At 35.2% G+C, this 22,138-nt stretch carries 22 protein-coding genes and 1 tRNA gene; 12 read left to right on the top strand and 11 right to left on the bottom strand.

The annotated features are described in order from the left end of the window. Positions 1–136 precede the first annotated feature (136 nt). Positions 137–277, bottom strand: coding sequence for a six-cysteine ranthipeptide SCIFF (gene scfA, locus Ana3638_RS10745; protein ID WP_091684032.1), 141 nt, complete (start codon positions 275–277; stop codon positions 137–139). A gap of 241 nt (positions 278–518) precedes the next feature. After that, positions 519–893 (bottom strand): TIGR04086 family membrane protein, encoded by a 375-nt coding sequence (locus Ana3638_RS10740; protein ID WP_161838021.1) that lies wholly within the window; start codon positions 891–893, stop codon positions 519–521. Positions 894–1,206: 313 nt separating this feature from the next. Here Ana3638_RS10740 and Ana3638_RS10735 point away from each other — a divergent pair, with 313 nt between their 5' ends. After that, the gene (locus Ana3638_RS10735; RefSeq protein WP_161838020.1) at positions 1,207–2,073 is read left to right on the top strand and encodes a PHP domain-containing protein; all 867 of its coding nucleotides are present in this window, start codon (positions 1,207–1,209) and stop codon (positions 2,071–2,073) included. 181 nt (positions 2,074–2,254) lie between these two features. On the opposite strand, the gene yajC is transcribed toward Ana3638_RS10735, so the two are convergent. Continuing rightward, entirely contained in the window at positions 2,255–2,587 is a 333-nt protein-coding gene (yajC, locus tag Ana3638_RS10730) for a preprotein translocase subunit YajC (RefSeq protein ID WP_161838019.1), read from the bottom strand. 84 nt (positions 2,588–2,671) lie between these two features. After that, complete coding sequence (gene tgt / locus Ana3638_RS10725) at positions 2,672–3,805, bottom strand: tRNA guanosine(34) transglycosylase Tgt (RefSeq protein ID WP_161838018.1); 1,134 nt, start codon at positions 3,803–3,805, stop codon at positions 2,672–2,674. 355 nt (positions 3,806–4,160) lie between these two features. On the opposite strand from tgt, the gene Ana3638_RS10720 reads away from it, so the two are divergent. Beyond that, on the top strand, positions 4,161–6,671 hold the full coding sequence (locus Ana3638_RS10720) for a bifunctional diguanylate cyclase/phosphodiesterase (protein WP_161838017.1): 2,511 nt from the start codon (positions 4,161–4,163) through the stop codon (positions 6,669–6,671). Between the two features lie 57 nt (positions 6,672–6,728). On the opposite strand, the gene Ana3638_RS10715 is transcribed toward Ana3638_RS10720, so the two are convergent. Beyond that, the gene (locus Ana3638_RS10715) at positions 6,729–6,956 is read right to left on the bottom strand and encodes an HPr family phosphocarrier protein (protein WP_246240990.1); all 228 of its coding nucleotides are present in this window, start codon (positions 6,954–6,956) and stop codon (positions 6,729–6,731) included. Between the two features lie 381 nt (positions 6,957–7,337). On the opposite strand from Ana3638_RS10715, the gene Ana3638_RS10710 reads away from it, so the two are divergent. The 3 genes from Ana3638_RS10710 (at position 7,338) to Ana3638_RS10700 (ending at position 10,783) form a co-directional block, all read left to right on the top strand. After that, positions 7,338–8,294, top strand: a complete 957-nt coding sequence (locus Ana3638_RS10710; protein WP_202621599.1) for an AAA family ATPase — start codon at positions 7,338–7,340, stop codon at positions 8,292–8,294. A gap of 7 nt (positions 8,295–8,301) precedes the next feature. Next, positions 8,302–9,423 (top strand): DUF58 domain-containing protein, encoded by a 1,122-nt coding sequence (locus Ana3638_RS10705; RefSeq protein ID WP_161838016.1) that lies wholly within the window; start codon positions 8,302–8,304, stop codon positions 9,421–9,423. Between the two features lie 79 nt (positions 9,424–9,502). Continuing rightward, complete coding sequence (locus tag Ana3638_RS10700; RefSeq protein WP_161838015.1) at positions 9,503–10,783, top strand: hypothetical protein; 1,281 nt, start codon at positions 9,503–9,505, stop codon at positions 10,781–10,783. Positions 10,784–10,800: 17 nt separating this feature from the next. On the opposite strand, the gene Ana3638_RS10695 is transcribed toward Ana3638_RS10700, so the two are convergent. Then, positions 10,801–10,871 (bottom strand) — tRNA-Trp (locus Ana3638_RS10695). 200 nt (positions 10,872–11,071) lie between these two features. Between Ana3638_RS10695 and Ana3638_RS10690 the strand changes: the two genes are divergently transcribed. Then, positions 11,072–12,775 (top strand): S8 family peptidase, encoded by a 1,704-nt coding sequence (locus tag Ana3638_RS10690; RefSeq protein ID WP_161838014.1) that lies wholly within the window; start codon positions 11,072–11,074, stop codon positions 12,773–12,775. Positions 12,776–12,834: 59 nt separating this feature from the next. Here Ana3638_RS10690 and Ana3638_RS10685 read toward each other — a convergent pair whose 3' ends face one another. Continuing rightward, positions 12,835–14,271: an MFS transporter gene (locus Ana3638_RS10685; RefSeq protein WP_161838013.1), complete on the bottom strand. Its 1,437-nt coding sequence runs from the start codon at positions 14,269–14,271 to the stop codon at positions 12,835–12,837. Between the two features lie 291 nt (positions 14,272–14,562). Next, a complete protein-coding gene (locus tag Ana3638_RS10680; protein ID WP_161838012.1) occupies positions 14,563–15,135 on the bottom strand; it encodes a rubrerythrin family protein in 573 nt (190 codons plus the stop codon). Positions 15,136–15,472: 337 nt separating this feature from the next. On the opposite strand from Ana3638_RS10680, the gene Ana3638_RS10675 reads away from it, so the two are divergent. The 6 genes from Ana3638_RS10675 to Ana3638_RS24675 all read left to right on the top strand — a co-directional run bounded on the left by Ana3638_RS10675 (position 15,473) and on the right by Ana3638_RS24675 (position 19,100). After that, positions 15,473–15,751, top strand: coding sequence for a CD3324 family protein (locus Ana3638_RS10675; RefSeq protein ID WP_161838011.1), 279 nt, complete (start codon positions 15,473–15,475; stop codon positions 15,749–15,751). 572 nt (positions 15,752–16,323) lie between these two features. Next, complete coding sequence (locus Ana3638_RS10670) at positions 16,324–16,896, top strand: DUF1062 domain-containing protein (RefSeq protein WP_161838010.1); 573 nt, start codon at positions 16,324–16,326, stop codon at positions 16,894–16,896. A 91-nt stretch (positions 16,897–16,987) separates the two neighbouring features. Continuing rightward, a complete protein-coding gene (locus tag Ana3638_RS10665; RefSeq protein ID WP_161838009.1) occupies positions 16,988–17,566 on the top strand; it encodes a DJ-1/PfpI family protein in 579 nt (192 codons plus the stop codon). A gap of 34 nt (positions 17,567–17,600) precedes the next feature. Next, positions 17,601–18,146 (top strand): cysteine hydrolase family protein, encoded by a 546-nt coding sequence (locus tag Ana3638_RS10660; RefSeq protein WP_161838008.1) that lies wholly within the window; start codon positions 17,601–17,603, stop codon positions 18,144–18,146. 14 nt (positions 18,147–18,160) lie between these two features. Beyond that, entirely contained in the window at positions 18,161–18,865 is a 705-nt protein-coding gene (locus Ana3638_RS10655) for a DinB family protein (RefSeq protein WP_161838007.1), read from the top strand. A gap of 73 nt (positions 18,866–18,938) precedes the next feature. Further along, positions 18,939–19,100: a hypothetical protein gene (locus Ana3638_RS24675; protein WP_202621598.1), complete on the top strand. Its 162-nt coding sequence runs from the start codon at positions 18,939–18,941 to the stop codon at positions 19,098–19,100. Positions 19,101–19,134: 34 nt separating this feature from the next. On the opposite strand, the gene Ana3638_RS10650 is transcribed toward Ana3638_RS24675, so the two are convergent. The 3 genes from Ana3638_RS10650 to Ana3638_RS10640 all read right to left on the bottom strand — a co-directional run bounded on the left by Ana3638_RS10650 (position 19,135) and on the right by Ana3638_RS10640 (position 22,075). Continuing rightward, positions 19,135–19,851 carry a methyl-accepting chemotaxis protein gene (locus Ana3638_RS10650; RefSeq protein WP_246240988.1) on the bottom strand — a complete coding sequence of 239 codons (717 nt, stop codon included), beginning with the start codon at positions 19,849–19,851 and terminating at the stop codon, positions 19,135–19,137. 310 nt (positions 19,852–20,161) lie between these two features. Beyond that, the gene (gene radA, locus Ana3638_RS10645; protein ID WP_161838005.1) at positions 20,162–21,514 is read right to left on the bottom strand and encodes a DNA repair protein RadA; all 1,353 of its coding nucleotides are present in this window, start codon (positions 21,512–21,514) and stop codon (positions 20,162–20,164) included. A 144-nt stretch (positions 21,515–21,658) separates the two neighbouring features. Beyond that, positions 21,659–22,075, bottom strand: coding sequence for an endosialidase (locus tag Ana3638_RS10640; RefSeq protein WP_161838004.1), 417 nt, complete (start codon positions 22,073–22,075; stop codon positions 21,659–21,661). Positions 22,076–22,138 lie beyond the last annotated feature (63 nt).

Below are 22,138 nucleotides of genomic sequence, written 5' to 3'. Positions count from 1 at the left end.
AGCAATTGGTAACTGCAAAACTCCGCACAAATAATAAGCAGCGGCCGAAAGACGCTGCTTATAAAATACACGGGATAATGCGGAACTTAAAAGCTCCTGTTTTTTCTTACATCATGTATCTGATTATGTATCTTTATTATTTGTTTTCGCAGCTTTGATTTCCTACAGTACAGGATGTTTTACAAGCTGACTGGCAGGAAGTCTGGCATTCGCCACATCCGCCTTTTTTCATGGTATCTTTTAAATTTCTTGTATTTAATGTTTTGATACGTTTCATGAGATAGCCTCCTTCAATTATTCCTGATTGCCTATTTATAGCAATAATATCATCTGATATTATACCATACCCCAAATAATATGAAAAGAGTTTTTTATTATAATTTAACGCTACCGTTCAGCCTGGGGAACCGCGAGGTGTTTTTTGTGAGTGGAGGGTAGTGAAAGTCACAGAAAACACGAGATATATGTACATGTGTATCCATTTGTTACAATTCAGCCCAAGGCTGAACTGTAACGATTTAACTGATCATACCGCCAAGCATACCGCTGAATAAACATATAACCATAACGGTTATTACCCTGCTCGCTTCCATTCCCATTACGGAATTCGTCAGTATAGAAATTAACACCAGCATGATAAAATATAATGCTCCCATACCCAAACCCCACAGGAACCTTTTCTGGTCTGCACTTTTTCCCAGCAAAAATCCGCCTGCAAAAGAAGATAAGACATAAGTCAGTAAAATACCCCCATTAAGGATTCCGCCTGAAAGATCGGCTTTGAGCATAAAAAATGCCAGCAATAACAACAGTATTCCTGTTACCATATAGGAAATCAGAAGATCTCGTAAGATAACTACAACCTTTGAATTACGGTGCAATACTTTGTCCATTCCAAACCTCCGCTTTATTTATACTGTAATATATTATCCATGCCTGATTTATATTCTATAATATCGCATTTTTGAAATTTTAAGATCCGATTATTCTGAAACCATGCAGTTTGAAAATCAGATGACTTCTCTCATTAAGAATGCTATAATAATAAAGCTTAATAAATTAATAATAAGAATAATGAAAATTATTTAATTATAGGATTTACTTGTCATATCTGCTCAGGTTATATCTATAACCTTAAATTCACTTCAAGCAAATCGGATTTTGGCACCCAAATCCAATAGATAAAAAAAGGAAGGAAGAATACTCATGAAATATATTGATCTCCATGTCCATTCCAATGTTTCCGATGGAACTTTAACCCCATCTGAAGTCGTTAATCTGGCGGTTAAAAGTCAACTTGCAGCAATCGCTTTGACCGATCACGACACCCTGGCCGGTATTCAACAAGCGCAGGCTGCTGCCCTGTCAGAAACAGAAGCCGGAAATCCCATACAGGTTATTCCTGGAACGGAACTTTCGGTGTTTTACAGAAAAAGAGATATTCATATTTTGGGTTTGTTTGTAGATGGAAATAATACTATCCTTTATCAGGCACTGGAAAATGCCCGTTTGAAGCGGGATGAAAGAAACGAAAAGATGACCGCAAATTTAAGATCTGCGGGTATAGACATAACCGTTGATAAATTACGCCAGGAAGAAGGGGAAGCGGTCTTAACCCGAGCGCATTTTGCCAAGTTTATGGTTAAGTACGGGTATTGTAAATCCATGCAGGATGCCTTTACCAGGTACTTAAATGATGACTCTCCATATTATGTACCCAGGGAATATTTATCTCCTGCTGAGGCAATTGATCTGATTCATACGGCAGGAGGACTTTCCGTTGCAGCACATCCTCTGCTCTATAAATATACGTTGGAGGAAGTGGAACAGATGGTTTCCTATCTTTCTGATCGTGGACTAGACGGTATCGAAGCTATATATTCCACTAATACGGGTTTTGATGAAGGACGTATGATACATTTAGCTAATAAGTATAATCTGGTGATTACAGGTGGTTCCGACTTTCACGGAGCCAATAAACCAGATATAAGTCTGGGTTCCGGCCGCGGGAATTTAAAAATTCCGTATTCCATTCTGGAAAAACTGGAGGATCGTTTAAAGAGCAGAAATTAACCGTTAGAAAAAGCCTGTCCTGATACATACCTTATTGGTTGAATCCTTTGGGTAAATAAAGTATCAGGATAGGCTTAACTATATTATTATTTTTACATTATTTTTTTATTGTGTCGTTTTGAATTATTTTATTTATATTCAAATAGTTTTTACAGCGTCTTTACTATTATTAATTACTATATTATTTTTCTTTTTCTGCAGTATTTGGCTTTTCAACTTCAACAACAGCTGATTTTTTCATAGGTATACGGCAATTTTTATTATTTCCGAACTCTACAATGATTACTTCTTCCATAACATCAATGATTACACCATAGAAACCGCTGGATGTCAGAATACTATCTCCCGGTGCAAGAGTAGAAATCAGTGCTTCCATTGCTCTCTGCTGTTTCTTCTGGGGACGAATCGCCATAAAGTAAAAAGCAAGTCCCATAATTATAATCCAGAAAACCATCATTATTAAGGACGTTCCTCCATTCGTAGCAGTTTGCGTTAAAAAAATAAGGTTATTCATAAAATTCCTCCTGTTATTATATAAATTTATTGTTATGGATTACCCATATTACTAAATCAGGAACATCATTTCATTCCTATCATGTTATGCTTCGCCTTCCGCAAAGCCTTTTAACTTAGCTTTTTTATATTCATTATATCTTTGCTGTTCAATCGCACCTCTAATCTCTTCCATCATATTATTATAAAAATAGAGATTATGCGTAACTAAAAGCCTTAAACCCAGCATTTCTTTTGCTTTCAATAAATGCCTGATATATGCTCTGCTGTAATGTCTGCAGGTCGGACAATCACAACCCTCTTCTATGGCTCGGCTGTCCAGTTCATATTTGGCATTCAGCAGATTCATTTTTCCATGGTTGGTATACGCATTACCGTGACGGCCGTTTCGTGCAGGATATACACAATCAAAAAAATCCACCCCTCGTTCCACCGATTCCAAAATGTTTTCCGGTGTTCCCACACCCATTAAATAAGTTGGCTTTTCCAATGGAAGATAAGGAACCGTTTCTTCTATAATACGGTACATCTCCTCATGGGACTCTCCGACTGCCAGACCTCCCAAAGCATAACCGTCTAAATCCATCTCGGCAATCCTCTTGGCATGCTCAATACGAATATCTTCAAACGTACCGCCCTGATTAATTCCAAATAACATCTGCTTCCTGTTAATAGTATCTTCAAGGGAATTAAGCCTTGCCATCTCATCTTTACAACGCTTAAGCCATCTTGTGGTTCTGTCTACCGAATTCTGCATATATTCCCTGGTTGCCGGATGTGGCGGACATTCATCAAAAGCCATGGCAATTGTAGAGGCAAGATTGGATTGTATCTGCATACTCTCTTCCGGACCCATAAAAATCTTGCGGCCATCTACATGGGAATTAAAATACACACCTTCTTCTTTTATCTTTCGAAGCCCTGCCAGAGAAAAGACTTGAAAACCGCCTGAATCCGTTAAAATAGGTTTGTCCCATACCATAAACTTATGAAGACCTCCCAGTTTCTTAATTACCTGGTCACCCGGCCTTACATGTAAATGATAGGTATTGGATAGCTCTACCTGAGTCTTTATCCCCTGCAAATCCATAGTAGATACCGCACCTTTTATCGCTGCCGCAGTACCCACATTCATAAACACAGGTGTCTGAATCGTGCCATGGACGGTAGTAAACTCTCCTCGCTTTGCATTACCGTCTCTGCATATTAACCTATACATAAATTTCTCCGTTCTAATTCCATAATAAGTTACTGCTTACCATTATGTTTAATCTAACGCTACAAGTATACCTGTTATGGAATTCTTTTTCAACTAAAATTTTCATTTAAGTTGTAAAGTTATTATAAAATCAGCATTTCTCAATTCCAGATATTGTTGCAATTTTCCAGAAATATTGATAAAATGTAAATAATTACTACATGAAAGAAGATTAAACTATTCAGCCGCCCGATAGAATCGCTAAATTTCGAGCAAATAGTACCATAATATGCGATTTATGCATGTTTTGTGTACCTGACGCATATATGCGTTGGTTCGTAAGGACCGCTTAACTGAATAGTCCTGGAAGAATATTATGTCGATTAAAAAAACCTTAAGAATAACCTTAATTATATTCTCTATTGTACCAATTATCATCGTATCTATACTGGCATATCAACTTATTGCCGGCAGATTGATATCAATTAAGCGTGATAATTTAAACCAATTGGCTGTTACGAACAGCAATGGGTTAAAAGCGATGGTCAAAAATCAACAGACAGAAATTAATCTTCTTGCCATACAAAACCAGATTTATAATCTGGCACTTTATAATCAATCGTCTGTTTTACTTACAAAGAAAGGCTATAAGGATATTTACAAAAGCGCCATGGAATTATTAAAAAAACGTCATGCCCAGTATCCTTCCTGTTCCCGTATAACGGTATATAATACAAAATTTCAGGCAATCGCCAGTTCCGATCAATCCATTGTTAATACGGATTACTCCGACAGTATAACCCTCTCCTACATAAAAGCCACTAAGTGTTCTGCCAGCGGCGTCAGCGGACTGATTAAAAATCCGCAGCTTTCACCGGACAATATCACAAACAAAACAAGCTCTTACTGTATAGAAATAGGCTGCCCCATAACCATGGAAACAAATGAAAGTTCAATAATTATCGGTTATATTATCAGCACTATTAATTTATCCTATTTTAAAGATTTTCTTAGCTCCATTAAAATGGGAGAAACCGGTTTTGGAGTAGTTTTAGATAAAAACGGAATCATAGTGTACCATCCTGATTCCAGATTAATCGGTACAAGTATTGATAATGAAAAACTCGGTACTCTTGTTAACAGTTATTATACCGGTAAAATTACTCAAAACGGTGCGTTTGCATATAACTATGAAAATAACCGTAAAATTTACGGGTATAGTGTTATACCGGAACTTGACTGGGTTTTACTGGTGAAACAGGATATATCGGAAATCATTAATCTCGCCGTAATAATTATCTATGTTCTGGGATGGACCGTGATTATACTTATCATTTTTATGATTCTGGTAAGTAATAAATTTGCTAAATCATATACGGATCCCATTATAGAATTAAAGGATGCCATGCGTACTGCCTCAGACGGGGACTTAGAGGTACAATCCAATATTAAAGCTAATAATGAAATAGGTGAATTATCCAGAAGTTTTAATAAGATGTTACATATTATTAAAGGGAACTATAATGAACTGTCTGCAATGCACGAAGAATTAATTACCAACGAGGAACAGCTTCGCAATAATTATATTCGGATTGAATATTTAGCATATCACGATATTCTTACTAACCTGCCAAATAAACTGGCTTTTACCGAACGGGTTAACAGCACTTTAGCTTTGTCACCGGGATCTAATAAAGTACATGCCGTTTACTTTGTAGATTTGGATAATTTTAAGACAATAAATGATACTCTTGGACATGATTATGGAGATAATTTATTAACCCAAACCGCCGAACAGCTTCTTTCCTTAATCACTTCAGATGATATACTCGCCAGGGCAGGAGGCGACGAATTTTTAATTTTCCGAGAAAACTTAAGCAGCCAAAGGGAAGCAACTGAATTTGCGGCTAATGTAATCGATGCGTTTAAAAAACCCTTTCATCTAAGCGGTGAAATCGCTTATGTATCCATGAGTATCGGCATTGCCATTTATCCGAAAAACGGTACCTTAACCAATGTTCTGATTAAGAATGCTGACATAGCTATGTATAAATCCAAGGATACCGGTAAAAACAAATATACATTATTCGATAAAAGTATGGAAGATGAATTAAACAGAAATACTATCATTCTTGAAATATTAAGGGGAGCTATAGAAAACAATGAGATTTATATAAAATACCAGCCTCAGATCAATATCATTACGAATAAAATAATAGGTTTCGAGGCCTTAATGAGAATTAAAAGCGGAAAGTTAGGGGAACTGTCTCCATCGGAGTTTATCCCAATTGCAGAAGAGAGCGGGCTAATCGTGGAACTTGGCGAATGGATTTTAAAAGAAGCCTGCCGATTTAACAAGAACCTGATGGAACTTGGCTATACTCCATATATCGTATCGGTAAATATTTCATCTGTTCAGATTAACCGGACAGGATTTATTACTATGTTGGATCATGTATTAAAAGAAACTGGTATTCCACCAAAATACCTCGAACTGGAAATCACGGAAAGTACGATTGTATCCTCTATAACCGATGCTGTCACCTTATTGAACAGCCTTCAGGATTTAGGAGTACGTATATCATTAGACGATTTTGGTACAGGTTATTCCTCTTTAAATTACTTAACCAGTATGCCGATTAATACCTTAAAAATTGATAAATCTTTTATTGATAATATCAGTAAAAATAGGAAGGATTCCTTAATCGCGGAGGCAATTATACAGCTGGCTCATAGTATAGATGTAGAGGTTATCGCTGAAGGTGTGGAATATAATGAGCAATTAAGTGTACTAAAGGCTAAGAATTGTGATATCATTCAGGGTTATATCTACAGTAAACCCTTATACCCCTCCAGATTATTGGCTATACTTGATTCGGTGCAATAAATATTATGTATACTTAAAAGGGTGTGCTGCAGTTACAACACACCCTTTTATTTCCAGTTATACCACTGCATATTTTTTTATTGTATTTTCCAGATTATTGTTATAACCATGGTAAGCTACATTAAAGTTTTGGGATATATCAAGGCTCATAATTCCAAGGAAAGACTTTGCATCTACAACTATTCTATTATAGTATAAATCTATATCGAAATCACATTGTTCCGCAGCATTAACAAATTCCATTACTTCTTCTGGCGTATTCAGTTTAATCTTTTTTATTTCCACTTTTATAATTCCTCCAAATAAGTTGTTATTTTTATAAAAACGGCTAGAAATTTTATATCATGTTTTATAATATAAGTCAATTTGCCGAATCGGTGCAATTCCAAAGATATTATCGGCTTTTATTTATTTATTATAAGAAAATCCGGTTATATTATTAGTTCTTATAAAAGATTACAGGATTATTTATTTTAATACTTTCCCGAAGAAATCAATATCGCTAAGCTAACAAAGCATTTCCTGTATAATTTCTACAATCATTCCGCAATTATATCTGCTATTTACCTATATCCATTTCTTCATAGTATGTACTATAATAGAGAGGACATGGAACCAAATTCCATTTATTAATACTGGAACGATTAGGAAAGTAAAGGTGATGCTATGGATATATTGGAATTACAATCTCAAACAGACAGGATAAAGCAAAATATTGAAAAAGTTATTATAGGAAAATCTCAGATTATCGATTTAATCCTGACTTCTCTTCTTGCAGGGGGACATATTCTTCTTGAAGATGTACCGGGTACGGGAAAAACAGTACTCGCTAAATCCCTGGCCAAATCATTAGATGCTGACTTTAAACGAATTCAATTCACACCGGATCTTCTTCCGTCAGATATAACCGGATTAAATTATTATAATCAGAAATTGGGGGAATTTACATTTAGAAGCGGGCCGGTATTTACCAATATACTCCTTGCAGATGAAATTAACCGTGCTACTCCAAGAACCCAATCCAGCCTGTTGGAATGTATGGAAGAAAAACAGATAACCATTGACGGGCAAACCTACCGTTTAGAAAAACCCTTTTTCGTAATAGCAACTCAAAATCCTGTTGAAACAGCAGGAACATTTCCTCTGCCGGAAGCACAGTTAGACCGTTTTCTCATGCAGATCGGAATGGGATTCCCGGATTTTACCGAAGAAATTGCTATTTTAAACCGTTTTATCCAGGCAGACCCGTTAGAAGCATTAAATAGTGTTTGTTCCAAAGAAAAATTACTGGCTATGCAGAATTTCATTAAATCTATTTATATTCACCCTTCTTTAATGGAATATATGATTTCGATCATTCACCAAACAAGAAGCCATAAAGGTATTGCTCTGGGCGTCAGTCCAAGGGGAAGTCTGGCTTTTTTAAGAGCTGCGCAGGCTTATACCGCTATCAAAGGCAAACAATATGTTACACCTGAAATTATACAGACGATCGCGCCTTATGTATTAACCCATCGTATTATTTTAAGAACAGGATTCCAAAAAGGGGCTGCTTCCCTTGATATCATTTTTGAGATTTTAGGAGATGTGCCTGTTCCAACTGAGGATTTTACCAGGAGGTAATAATTCCATGATTATACTATCAGCTATGTTAGGTGCTCTTCTACTATATTTACTCCAGAATTACCTTTACCATAAGTTATGGAATAAAAACCTGTCGGTTTCTATCAATTTTTCCGAAGAGAAAGCCGTAGAAGGTGATGAATTAATTTTATATGAGACTATTATAAATAAGAAATTACTTCCCCTTCCCATTTTAAAAGTGAAGTTCATGACTTCTAAATATTTGAACTTTCTGGACTTTAACAATTCCATCGTAACCGATAATTACTACCGTAATGATTTGATATCCATTATGATGTATCAGAAATTAACCAGGTCGTTAAATTTCAGGTGTTTGCACCGGGGTTATTTTACAATAAATAATGCGGATCTGATCTGTTCCGATTTGTTTATCACTTTTGAAGCAGTAAAAAATTATGATATGGATATACGCTTATATGTGTATCCAAAACCTGTAGATTATATCAGATTACAGGCACCTTTTAATAAAATGCTGGGAACAGTACTCGCCAAACGGTTTATAAATGAAGACCCCTTTGAATTCCGAAGTATTCGTGAATATCAGTCCTATGATACGTTAAAAACAGTAAATTGGAAAGCTTCCGCGAAAACAGGCTCCCTAAAGGTTAATGTTTACGATTATACTTCTTCCCAGCAGGTTAAAATTATTATTAATTTAGAATCTGACTCCATATGGAAACACGAAGATTTACAGGAAGAAAGTATCCGCTTGGCTGTGTCTCTCGCTTCTGCTTTTATCGATCAGGGAATTCAGACATCCATTTACACCAATGGCAGAGATATAATAACTCATGAAATATTAAATATCCCTCCCGGATCAGGAAATAATCATATAAAAGCTATCAATGAACTCTTAGCCAGAATTGATACCATTTTACCCATACCTGCATTTGTACCGGTCATCGAAGAAAACTGCCTCCATTCATCAGAAAATGATTATCTGATTTTTATATCTTTTTATCAAAAAGAAGATATCCGGCGGCTCCTCTTAACCTCTCTTGAAAAGAAAGCTGATTTTACCTGGATTATCCCCACCAATCAAAGCGTTACAGTAAAAGCAGATGCCGTATTAATACCTTATATCATACCATGGGAACTAGCCCCTTAATATAGGTAAGATATTTGTTTGGCTTTTGACACACCAAACCTGTTAGCTCTTTTATAGAATAAAAAGAAAGGTTTTTAGCATGAATAACAAACAATATCATTTTATAATAGATATGTTAAATATACTCCTTAATTTTCTTGCTTCTTTTGCCGTAATCGGAATTGGTATTATATTTACCACCAAAAATACCGGTTATGTTTATAAAACTTTTATATTGCTTCCGGCTCCAGTCATATCTTACCTGATTGGCAGGTACACCAAACATATCTGGTCTTTTTTAGTCCTGCATATCAGTATGGCTGCTGTCTATATCTTTACGAACCATAATGGTTTTGTAATTGCTTTTTATTTTATTTATTTCGTTCTTTTAACGGCATTTGCTCTTAATAACAAGTTGAAAACAGAAGTTATGGCGAAATCAAATACCTCTCTGATATTTTTAGCACCGTTTATTGCCATGTATTTTTTAAATAATTATCTGGGAATAACTAATCTGACCAGTCTGGTATTCCTGTTAGTTTTATCATTTATATTGTTATATCTGTTTAATTTGTATCTCATTAATTTTGAACGTTTTTTTCAGACTCACAGCAATTTAACCAATGTTCCAATAAAACGCATCCAAAATACCAATCATATATTACTGCTATTTTTTAGTTGTTTATGTGTTGCCACCATGTTTATCTTCACAAAATTTCCTCTGAAAGCCTTTTTAGCCATAATTGGAAATTTACTATTAGGATTAATAAGAGCCTTTTTTTCACTGTTTGAAGATAAAGATATAACTTCTCCAATAAAAAATATAGAACCGGATCAAGGAGCTGAACCCTTAGGGCTTATAAAAGCCAATACCCCGTCTGTTATCTGGCAGTATATTGGGAACATCCTGCTGGGTTTATTTACTATAGCGTTATTTGCCGGAGTGATAGCATTAATTCTATATGGCCTTTACCGGTTATATCAATTGTTTTATGAAAAGAAATACAATAATTTCAGAGATAAAACCGAATTTATTTCCCCCTTTGACAAGAGGGAATCCCTGAAAAGAGAAGAAATGAGCAAGGTAGTTAAGAAACTATTTCCTTTGTTTGGCCGCTCCAATAATGAAAAAATCAGAAAACATTTTTATAAAGGGGTTATAACCCATAATGATACCGAAAAACTATCAGGTTGTTTAACTCCAATGCAACTATCCCAATATGCCTTAAATATTCAAACTGAGCATTCCGAGGATGAAATAATCAAAAAGGAAGCAAAGAAATTAGCGGAATTTTATGAAAAAGCAAGATATAGTAAGGATGATTGTACAAAAGAGGATGTTATCCAGGTTAAGAATATACTAAAAAAGACATTACCATAACGATAATGTCTTTCAAACAGGGGATGAGAGAATCGAACTCCCGCTAAAGGTTTTGGAGACCCTTGTCATACCATTTGACCAATCCCCTATGTATTTGGCAATCAAACACTGCTTATTTATAATACAATGAATTGTTTTAATTGTCAAGAATATTTTATAAAAAAGAACTAATTTTTAACCGGATATACGTTGGCTGTATGTTTTTCCTTAAATATCCATATAATGAATAATAATGATAATGATTCATACATTTATATACATAATCATTTTATCTGGAGATGAAAAAAATTGGATCAAGACTGCAAAGATCGAATTCTAAGTGAAGATTATGCTGATTTCATGATTAGAAACGGATCCTCCTTGGATGACATAAAAGCCAGGTTAGATATATGTTATGATTTTATTAATTATGATAATGTTAATGTATATACTCCAGTTGCCAGTGTACCCAAAAATTTTATTCATTTATATGGATACGGTGCCTATCCTAATTGCTATGGTTTAATGGATATCGCCAGTGTTGAAGCATCCGGTATTTACAGAGTCCGTAATATACCTAATCTGAACCTGCGGGGACATGGAATATTAATCGGAGTTGTAGATACCGGGATCGAATATACCCATAGTGCATTTAGGCATGCTGATGGCACTTCTAGAATCGTTTCCATATGGGACCAGACCATTCAAAGTGATTCCATGCCGGAAGGTTTCCCTTTTGGAACTGAATACACCCAGGAGCAAATAAATGCCGCACTTGCCAGTAATGATCCTTTATCCATTGTCCCAAGTACGGACGAAGACGGCCATGGAACATTTTTAGCCGGTATTGCAGCCGGATCCACAAGTGAAGAAAACAATTTCACAGGTGTTGTCCCTGATGCGGAATTAATAGCAGTAAAATTAAAACCTGCTAAAAATAATTTAAAAGAGTTTTGGCGTATTCCTCAAAATGTGACCTGCTATCAAAAGAATGATCTTATGTATGGTATCAGGTATCTTGTAGAGACAGCCAGTAAACTTATGCGCCCTCTTTCACTTTTTATAGGTGTTGGTACTTCCCAGGGAGCTCACGATGAACGGGGGGCTTTAAGCAGTTACCTCTCGGCACTGGCTGCCCAAAGTGGTATCGCCGTCGTGATTGCCGGCGGAAATGAAGGAAATAGAGGGCACCACTATTATGGAGCGGTGAAAAGCGGAAGTGAATTTGATACGGTTGAGTTAAAGGTAGGACCAAATGAGGAGGGGTTTACAATGGAAATATGGGGAATCGGACCTAGTACCTTCTCCGTAGATATCCTTTCTCCAACAGGCGAATATATACCCAGAATACCGGCCAGAATAGCAGAAACAAGAGAAATACGTTTTATATTTGAGAAAACTATTATAAATTTGGATTATCAGGTCGTAGAATCTCAATCCGGCGATGAACTGATTTTAATGCGGTTTAAGCTTCCAACAGAAGGAATATGGAGATTCCGTGTCTACTCAAGCGGTAATCTCACAGTTAATTATCATGTCTGGCTGCCGATTCAACAATTTATTACGAATCAGACATATTTTGTAAGGCCTGACCCGGAATATACCTTAACTTCTCCCGGAAATACTGATATACCTATCGTGGTAACTGCATATGACCATACGAACCAAAGCCTTTATATTAATTCCGGCCGGGGTTATATAAGGAACGAAAATATTGCTCCTTCCTTAGCGGCACCGGGGGTTAATCTGATTGGACCAGGTTTAAACAATACATATATCACCGCTTCCGGAACCAGTGCTGCGGCAGCACATACGGCTGGGATAACGGCAATGCTTTTAGAATGGGGTATCTTAAGAGGAAATTACACACATTTTAGTACCATAGAAATTAAAAATTTATTACTGCGGGGTGCAAAAAGAGATCCTAATATGACCTATCCAAATAAAGAATGGGGATACGGTATTATAGATCTTTATAATACCTACGAAAGCTTAAGAAGTGAAAATGTATAAATGAAAAACACACAGCCATTCTTTATCCATTAATGTCTGTGTGTTTATTCCTTCAGTGATTATACACTTACTCTGCCGTCTTTATGATTGGTGTCAATTTTTTCTGTTTCAATATGAAATTTAATAAACCAAACGGTAAATAGCATGATTAAAAATCCAATAAAATTTAATACCTGCTGTGCATAAATGGGCGTTCCATTTATATTAAGATTAGCTTTCTGCAGATGATCTAAAATCACACCGCCAACGATGGAAACAAAAAATCCAAAAACCCCTGAAATGGAGGAAACTAAAGTAAGCCAGATCATTCTTTTTTCATTTTGGAAAAAGTCTAACTGCAATCCAAACAAACCAATACCCACAAAAGCCCAGGCAGTAGAAGCTATTATCTGGCTGATTATAAATAGCGGATATGCATTACCCGGAACTGTAAAAGCAAAGGACAGCATGTTGAAGCCTAAGGCTAATAAAGTATATCTTAATAATCTCGCCATTCCATATTTATCTGCTAAACGTCCTAATTTAGGTGATATGTATATTCGATACAAATTTGTCATAAAGCAAACAAACATGATAAATGTATAAGGTAAGGCTAATTCATTAATCTGATAACTGGAGTTAAAAGGTAAGCATATATAAAAAGATAATGTATATAAACTTTGCAGAGCAAATGCCTTTCTGAATTTTCTGTTTTGAAAAGCATCTATAATCTCATTGAGAATCGTTTTATCATTCTTTTTATTTATTTTCTCATCTTCTTTTGCCTTTTTTGCCAGTCTTCCGTGCATTTCTTTCCCATCCTGGTTTAAATAGGATATCTTAGGTTCTTTCATTTTGGAAAACGCTATAACGTTTATTAAAACAAGAATAAATATTAATGTTCCTATTATGATAAACCCGATCTTAAGATTCCGGTTTTTAAATGTATCCAATACAATACCGCTTATTAACATGGTACTGGATACTACAAATACGGCTATGGAATCTTTTATGGAGAAATATTTTCCCCTTAATCTCCCCGGAACCAGGCTGGCTATCCATTCCTGGGATGCCGGTGTACCTACTTGTACAAAAATTTGCCCGGTAAAATATAGAACAACAATAATTATCGCCTTTTTCGAATTACTGATAAATAATAAAGGTATAAAATAAATAACAGTAAATAGTAATCTTTGCAAGGCTGTAAAACATACTAAGAATTTATATTTTTTTAGTTTTTTAAAATAATTGATTAAAAAAATCTGACATATAGCGGCGAGACTTACCAAGGAGGTTATAATACCAATATTGGCATCGGATATTCCGCAAAATGACATTAAAGTTGCCAGAAACGTTCCGCCGGAAAGCTGTGCTATTGTCTGGATAGCACTATCACCTACCGTAAAGCATACTCTGCTCTTTTTAAGATCACTTTTACTCTCAGGTAAAGCCATAAAATAAATCCTGCGAAGCCTGGCTAATAAAAATCTATTGATAAACATGAAATTGTTTAACATTATTATGTAAATCCCTCCATACCGTATGTTCCTGCGTTTCTTCTTTTCCTGTCATTTTTTGCCCCATGTCCAAAATACCTAAAAGGGTTGTCCAATCATTCAACCAATTTTAATGTCAGGATTCAATTATAACTTACGCAAATACAATTGTAAATGGAGTTAATCATGCATTTAATGTCATTTTTTTATAGAAATACTGCTGTAAAATCAGGTTTTACAAAACTTGGATTTCGTTTTCTGACTAAATCTATCTGAAGATTCCTTCCCTATATCTTACAGCAGCTTTTTTAACTAACAATTAATTGATAAGCATAAGAAGTTGTAATCAATAAGAAGATTCGTAAACTTGATAATACCCCTGAGGGAAGCCGCAAATCGGGCATATTTCAGGTGCACATAATCCCCCATAATATTGCCGCAATTAGTACACACCCATAAAACTTCCTGTGTTTTACAAAAAACCTGGTTATTTTCTATATTTTCCGCAAATGTTCGGAAGATTGCTTCATTATTCAATTCAATATTTGCAACTCCGTCAAATAAAGCACCGATGGAATTATATCCCTCTTCTCTCGCTGTTTGAGCGTACTCCCTATATATGTTATTTCCTTTATTTGCTTCATCATCTGAACTTGCGATCAGATTTTGTATGGTACTCGGAATTTCACCATTATTTAATAACTTCAACCATATTACCGCATGCTCCCTTTCAAATCTGGATATGACATCAAAAGCATATGCTATTTGCTGGAAATCATCTTGCCTTGCACGAATTCCATATATCTCATATTTGCTGCTGCTGATCAATTCTCCCTCAAATGCACTCTGCAAATTTATATAAGTCCTGCTTTGCTGGAAATCCATTTTGCACCTCCCTTAATACCTGTTAACCTATTGCTACATCATATGAATAATCCTTATAAATTATGTGACAGAAGTAGAGGACCTGTGTAAATGCCTTAACTTATGATTGTATCGATATTATAGCTTGACCTTTTGCCACCTAATTAAAAAATCATTTGATAATTTTACTTTCCTGTTGTATTATATTGGAAGAGTAAGTTTTATCCGTAATAGAAAGGGGATTTTTTTATGAGAAATAAACTTGTTATTTGTGCATAGCAAAGGCTATTGCACAATTAAAAATAAATAGATGATAGCCTTTGCTCAATCTTTGTATTTTTATTCAAGGAGGAGCACCATGAGCTATTTAAAAGCAGAAACTGTTTTACCCCAGGAAGTATTGGAATTAATACAGGAATATATTGACGGTGGATATTTATATATACCCAGAAAAAGTAATAACCGTAAAAGCTGGGGTGAAAAAACCAACTCTAAACTATGGATTAAAAAGAGAAATTCAGAAATTTATACCCGATATATAAACGGATTAAAAATTACTGAACTTGCAAATCAATATTTCTTGTCAGAAAAGAGTATACAGCGGATTGTATTACAGGAAAAAAGAAATAATGAATAAATGCAGTAAAAACTGTATCATATCGATCTCAAGATTCTTATAAATTATTATAAGATTAAATATCTTTTTTTATAAATTTGTGCCAAATACAGCAAATGAAAGGATTATTTTTGAAAGATATGATACGGTTTTTTATTTATTCACAATTAACCCAAGTTAATTCCTACAATTTTGTAGGATGCTTTCTAAATTTTCATATTCCAAACATTATATCAATTTATCTTAAAATTCTAATAAGTCAATAAAACGTCCACCTTAAATTAACATTTATCCCCACCTTAAAAATACTTCATAAATAAGATTAAGGTATTTACCTTTTTATTCTTATGGTAAACTGTCTCCGCATTAAAAAATAAGGAGGGCTCTATTCATATGACTACACCAGTTAATTGATAATCTCTGATTTAAGCCAAATAAAACATCAAAAATTCAGTACAAGACTGGGTTTATTTTTGATGCCATCAGAATTAGTTTTAGCTGCATGGAAATATGAATAGATCAAACACCAAAATTTCATATAGATTTTATTTATGCCATATTTTTGTGCAGCTCAATAAAGGAGCGAAAAAAATATGCAGAAAACAATACTATGGGAAATCGTCCCTCTGAATCAGCCAACAATTACCAAAAACTGCTCTAAATGCAGTACTAAATGCACATTTATTACCACCGGCAATTTCAGAATTAATGCCAATCAAAGTAAAGTAGACGTATGGCTTATCTATCAATGCCGAAAGTGTAAAACAACGTGGAATATGTCAATCTTATCAAGAGTAAATCCCACTTCCATCCCTCCGGATTTATACCGAAAATTTTTATGCAATGATGAGGAGCTTGCCAGAAAATATGCTTTTGATGCAAATATACATGCTCAAAACAATGTGAATTTAGACTATGAAGAAGTTGAATATGAAGTAAGCGGCGATATCATACGGCTTACTGATCTGAATGAATCCATTCAGGTACAATTAAGGAGTAATTATCCTATGGATATTCGGGTTGACAAAATTTTAAGCAGAAAACTGGGTATATCAAGATCCTCTATAAAACGCCTTGGTTTATGCGGTAAAATTATTATTAATAATGAGAAAGAGATATGGAAAACAACTCTCTGTAATGATTTGATAATAACTATTTTGCCTTAACATTATGGTAAATATTGTAGTTTGAAACAGAATCAGTTATAATAATATAAAATACAATCCAAAACCACATATTATGAAATGAGGGTAATGTATGAAAGTTTTACTTTTCTTAGCAAAAGGATTTGAGACTATGGAATTCAGTCCTTTCGTGGATATTATGGGCTGGGCACGTAATGATTATGGATATGACATACAAGTAATAACCTGTGGTTTTCAAAAACAGGTTATAAGTACGTTTCATATTCCTGTTACGGTAGATAAACTGATTGATGAAATTCACATTGATGATTATGAGGCTCTTGTTATCCCCGGTGGGTTTGAGGAATTCGGTTTTTATGAAGAAGCTTATCACGAAAAATTTCTGCAGTTGATAAGGGATTTTAATTCCAAAGGAAAAATTATTGCTTCCGTATGTGTCGGGGCCTTGCCAATAGGAAAAAGCGGGGTGTTAAAAGGAAGAAAGGCTACCACCTATCATTTTAAAGAAGGTATAAGACAAGCACAATTAAGAGAATTTAACGTTAACGTGATAGATGAGCCCATTGTCACCGATAATAATATTATAACTTCTTATTGTCCCCAAACAGCCCCGGGAGTGGGATTTTTATTATTAGAGAAGCTTACTTCAAAAGAAAAAATGGAGATTGTAAAAAAAGCTATGGGGTATTAATAAGTCTGCTCTTACTTATGAAAGGATTAAATCAATGAATAAATTATTAGTTGTTATTGATATGCAGAATGATTTTATTTGCGGTACGTTAGGCACCAAAGAAGCAGTTCAGATCGTAGACAAGGTAGTAAATAAAATTAAAGAATATGAGCTAAACGGTGATCCGATAATTTTTACCAAGGACACGCATTTTGATAATTATCTGGATACCCAGGAGGGAAAGAATCTGCCGGTAAAACATTGTATCACAAAAACCGGAGGTTGGGAACTAGACAGTAAAATATTAAAAGCAACTAACCTAAGTAACTATAAAATCTATGAAAAAGTAACCTTTGGTTCCAGTGAACTTGCAAAAGATCTTATGAATGGAGTTTATGATACGGTATCACAAATCGAGTTAATAGGAATCTGTACGGATATCTGTGTGATTTCCAACGCTATTCTTATTAAAACCTTTCTGCCAGAGGTACCTGTCACCGTGGATGCATCCTGCTGTGCCGGAGTTACAAAAGAAAGTCATGAAAATGCTTTAAAAGCTATGAAAATGTGCCAGATAAATATTTTAAACGAAAAAGGATAAAAGGCAGGTATTTTATGTTTAAACCTGGGACGGATTGGAATCCAAAACAGACCTTGTTAAAGGAATATCTTAAAAGCAAAGATAAATTTACGGAAGCAATCAATTTATGTCTGGATATGCATAAAATGATCCACTTATCTCCGGTATCATCAACAACTGAGATAACCTTGGCGGATGAGGTTTGGGATGGGCTAACCGATGAAGATTTTGAGGTTATGCCTACAAGTAAGGATGTAACTATTGCATGGAATATCTGGCATATTACAAGAATTGAAGATTTGACCATAAATATTTTAGTAAAAGGATGGCAGCAGGTCTTAGACGAAACCTGGCTGGATAAATTACAGGTTACTGTAAAAGATACCGGTAATGCCATGACAGACGATGAAATCATAAAGTTAAGTAAATCAATTAATAAGCAGGAACTGAAAAATTACCGAAATGCAGTCGGAAAACAAACTCAGCAAATTTTATCTGCCCTCACTGCGGAAGATCTCAAAAGAAAAATAACATCAGACCGTTTGGAGCGGATCCGATTGGAAGGTGGTGTAACAAACCATCCGGATTCAATCTGGCTCCTGGATTTCTGGGGCAAAAAAGATGTATCTGGAATTTTACAGATGCCAATTACCAGACATCAAATTGTACACTTAAACGATAGTTTAAAATTAAAAGCTAAAATTATGAAATTAGATTTAAAAAAGCAAATAAATACTTAAAAAAATTCATATAGTGCGTATTCTTCATACATAAAATCATTTAAGCAGGACAAACTATTATCGAGGTGATTTTATGTCGCATGTAGCACCAGCAATCAGGGAAAAATTTGAAACCCTGCCTATAGAATTAAAGAATTCAATCTTAGAACGAAATGTACAGTTAAATAATATCTATGATCTTATGCACGTGCTGGAAGACATCATAGCAGAAGGAGAAGAGGATACCAAAAAATAGGCATCCTCTTCCCTTTTATTTCCGCTAATGATCCCTATTCAACCTCATCTATCTGTTCGGAAATAAGATGAATGGAATCAATCGTGTGTTTCGCATTGTCTGTAATATCCCTCTGATATGCGATCTCATGTTCCATGTTTCTCGATACATCATTGGAAATATATGCTGCCTCTAATATTTTATGAAATACATCTTTCACATCACTTACCATAGAATTTTGTTTTTCTACAATTTCATAAATTTTATTCATAGCCTCAACGGTTTCCGTAACAAATGACTGTATGGATTGGATTGTTTCCGAAATTTCTTTTGAAGACTGAGCTGATTGTGCTGCTAAGTTTCTTACCTCTCCGGCTACAACAGCAAACCCTCTGCCTTGTTCCCCTGCTCTGGCTGCTTCAATGGAGGCATTTAGGGACAGCATATTTGTTTTATTCGATATACCTCCTATGACAGAAGCAAATCCCTCAATCATATTGGAAAGATTCTTCATCTGATTAATATTTTTCGTTGAATTCTCCACTGCGGTATGCAATGAATCGATTTTGTTTAATAGATCATCCACAGACTGGATTCCTTCTTTTACTAAATTTAAGGATGTGTCCGAACTGTTTATGGCATCAAATGCATTTTTCTCTACTTTTAATTGAGAGGTATCCAGGTTTTCCATAATATTTCCAATACTATGAATAAATTCCTCCTGCTGCCTCATTAAACTTTTTAATTCCTCACAATCTTTTGTACATTCCATTATTAATACCTCCGCCTTTTCTTTTGTAATTAATTTATATAATGGTAACAAAACAACCATAAGCCAGACAGATCAAAGTTTGTATGTCAAGCCAGTTTTATTGTTACTCAATGTATACAATACTTCTTTATTAAGTATGAAAATATTAGGCAATTGCGAAACTATATTGTTTTTTGAATATACCACACAATTGATACGAATTTCATAGCTTCAGTTGCCCTCTGGGCAAGATTCAGCTCTGAAATTGTATTAATTGCGTGGCATATAGATATAATATGTGAGTTTCGCAATTATCTATATGAAAATATCATTAAGAAAATGAATTTATAATCTCCCTTATATTCCTGATACCGATTAGTTTTACATTCGTATTACCAATATTCTCTTTATTAATTTGCGGTAATAAAACCGTATCATATCCCATTTTACCAGCCTCAATAACACGCTGTTCCGCCATATTGACCGCCCTGACCTCTCCGGTAAGCCCAATTTCTCCAAAACATAAGGTTTTATTGTCCAGCGGCCGGTTTTTATAACTGGATAAAATAGCCATAACAATCGCCAAATCCAATGCGGGTTCATTAATCTTCATTCCGCCGGCTACATTTATATAAGCGTCCATTCCGGACATCTGAATTCCTAATCTTTTCTCTAAAACAGCCATTAACAGATTTACACGGTTATAATCAGTTCCCGCTGCTGTTCTTCTTGGCATGTTAAAATTTGTCTGGCAGATCAATGCCTGTACCTCAACTAATATAGGTCTGGTCCCTTCCATGGAAGCCGTTACTACCGAACCCGGTTCTCCCTCCGGTTTACCCTGTAACATAAATTCCGATGGATTACTCACTTCCACTAGGCCTTTATCCCGCATTTCAAATACACCGATTTCATTGGTGGATCCAAAACGGTTTTTTACTGCCCTTAAAATTCGGTAGGAAGCTTTGCTCTCTCCCTCAAAATACAAAACCGTATCCACCATGTGTTCTAAAACTCTGGGACCGGCAACTACACCTTCTTTGGTAACATGTCCCACAATAAAGATGGATATTCCCAACCCTTTTGCCAAATGCATTAAGATTCCTGTAGTTTCCCTTACCTGGCTTACACTGCCGGGAGCCGCACCGATGTCTTCTTTGTACATAGTCTGTATGGAATCTATGATTACTATCTGAGGCATTAATTTACGTATGGTGTCTTCTATACTGTCTAAGTTAGTTTCACTTAGTAATAATAAGTCTCCCTGAAATGACCCCAGCCTGTCAGCACGCATTTTAATTTGTTTTAGAGATTCTTCTCCCGATATGTATAATATCTTAACTCGTTTATCGGACAGTTCCCTGCACATCTGAAGTAGCAGAGTCGATTTTCCTATTCCGGGATCTCCGCCTACTAATACCAGGGAACCAATCACAATCCCACCCCCTAATACTCTGTCAAACTCTTCAATTCCGGTTAATATTCTCTGGTCTTTATCAGTTGTTACATCGGATAAAAGCTGCGGCTCTGTCTGTGATAAACCGGCCTGGTTATTCATCTTTTTCTTAATCACCGGTTCCTCGGTAAAAGTATCCCACTGCTTACAGCCCGGACATTGCCCCATCCACTTGGATGCTTCATAACCACATTCCCTGCAGAAAAAAACAGTCCTGTTTTTAGCCATATTTTCCTCCTAATAATAATCAATGCGAATTAGTCCGATCTTCATCTCCCTTGATCCAAGGGGTTGCCTATATATAATAAGGAACTGTTCTAGGTATTAAAGCCCCTAAAACAGTTCCAATTATTAAAACAAACCATAGGAAAACTATTGTAGTTTCACTACCCTTATAGCTGATTTATGATTTTCACCTAATTCCACGCTAAACATAAGTTTACCGCCTAAATTTGTTTTCATCTTTCCCACATTTGTATCATCAATATAGATTTTATATTCTTTCTCTGCTTCTAATTCCAAGGTAATCTGTGCATCTTCAGGTCCTTCAACAGAAAATCTGACTTCTTTTTCGGATATATCTAAATTATGGGCTGTTGTTCCCGGAACAGATTCATAAACAAACATTCCATTCCTCTCTAATTTAGTTATTTCCTTAAAGGTTTTAACCTTATATATATCTCCGTTATGCTCAAAATCATTCACTTTTGATTTTGCTGTTAATTCGTAATTGCCAAAACTGATTGTCCCATTGCTTTCTTCACGTATTAATTCATCAATTACTGACATTTTAAATCCTCCTAATTTCGTTAAATACTTCCTCGATTTATATTTTCTCCAAATGGCCTATCA

It is taken from the genome of Anaerocolumna sedimenticola (genome assembly GCF_009931695.1).
Taxonomy (GTDB): Bacteria; Bacillota; Clostridia; order Lachnospirales; family Lachnospiraceae; genus Anaerocolumna; species Anaerocolumna sedimenticola.
The sequence above is the reverse complement of the archived record's forward strand: the minus strand, read 5'-3'. Positions and strand labels throughout refer to the sequence as shown.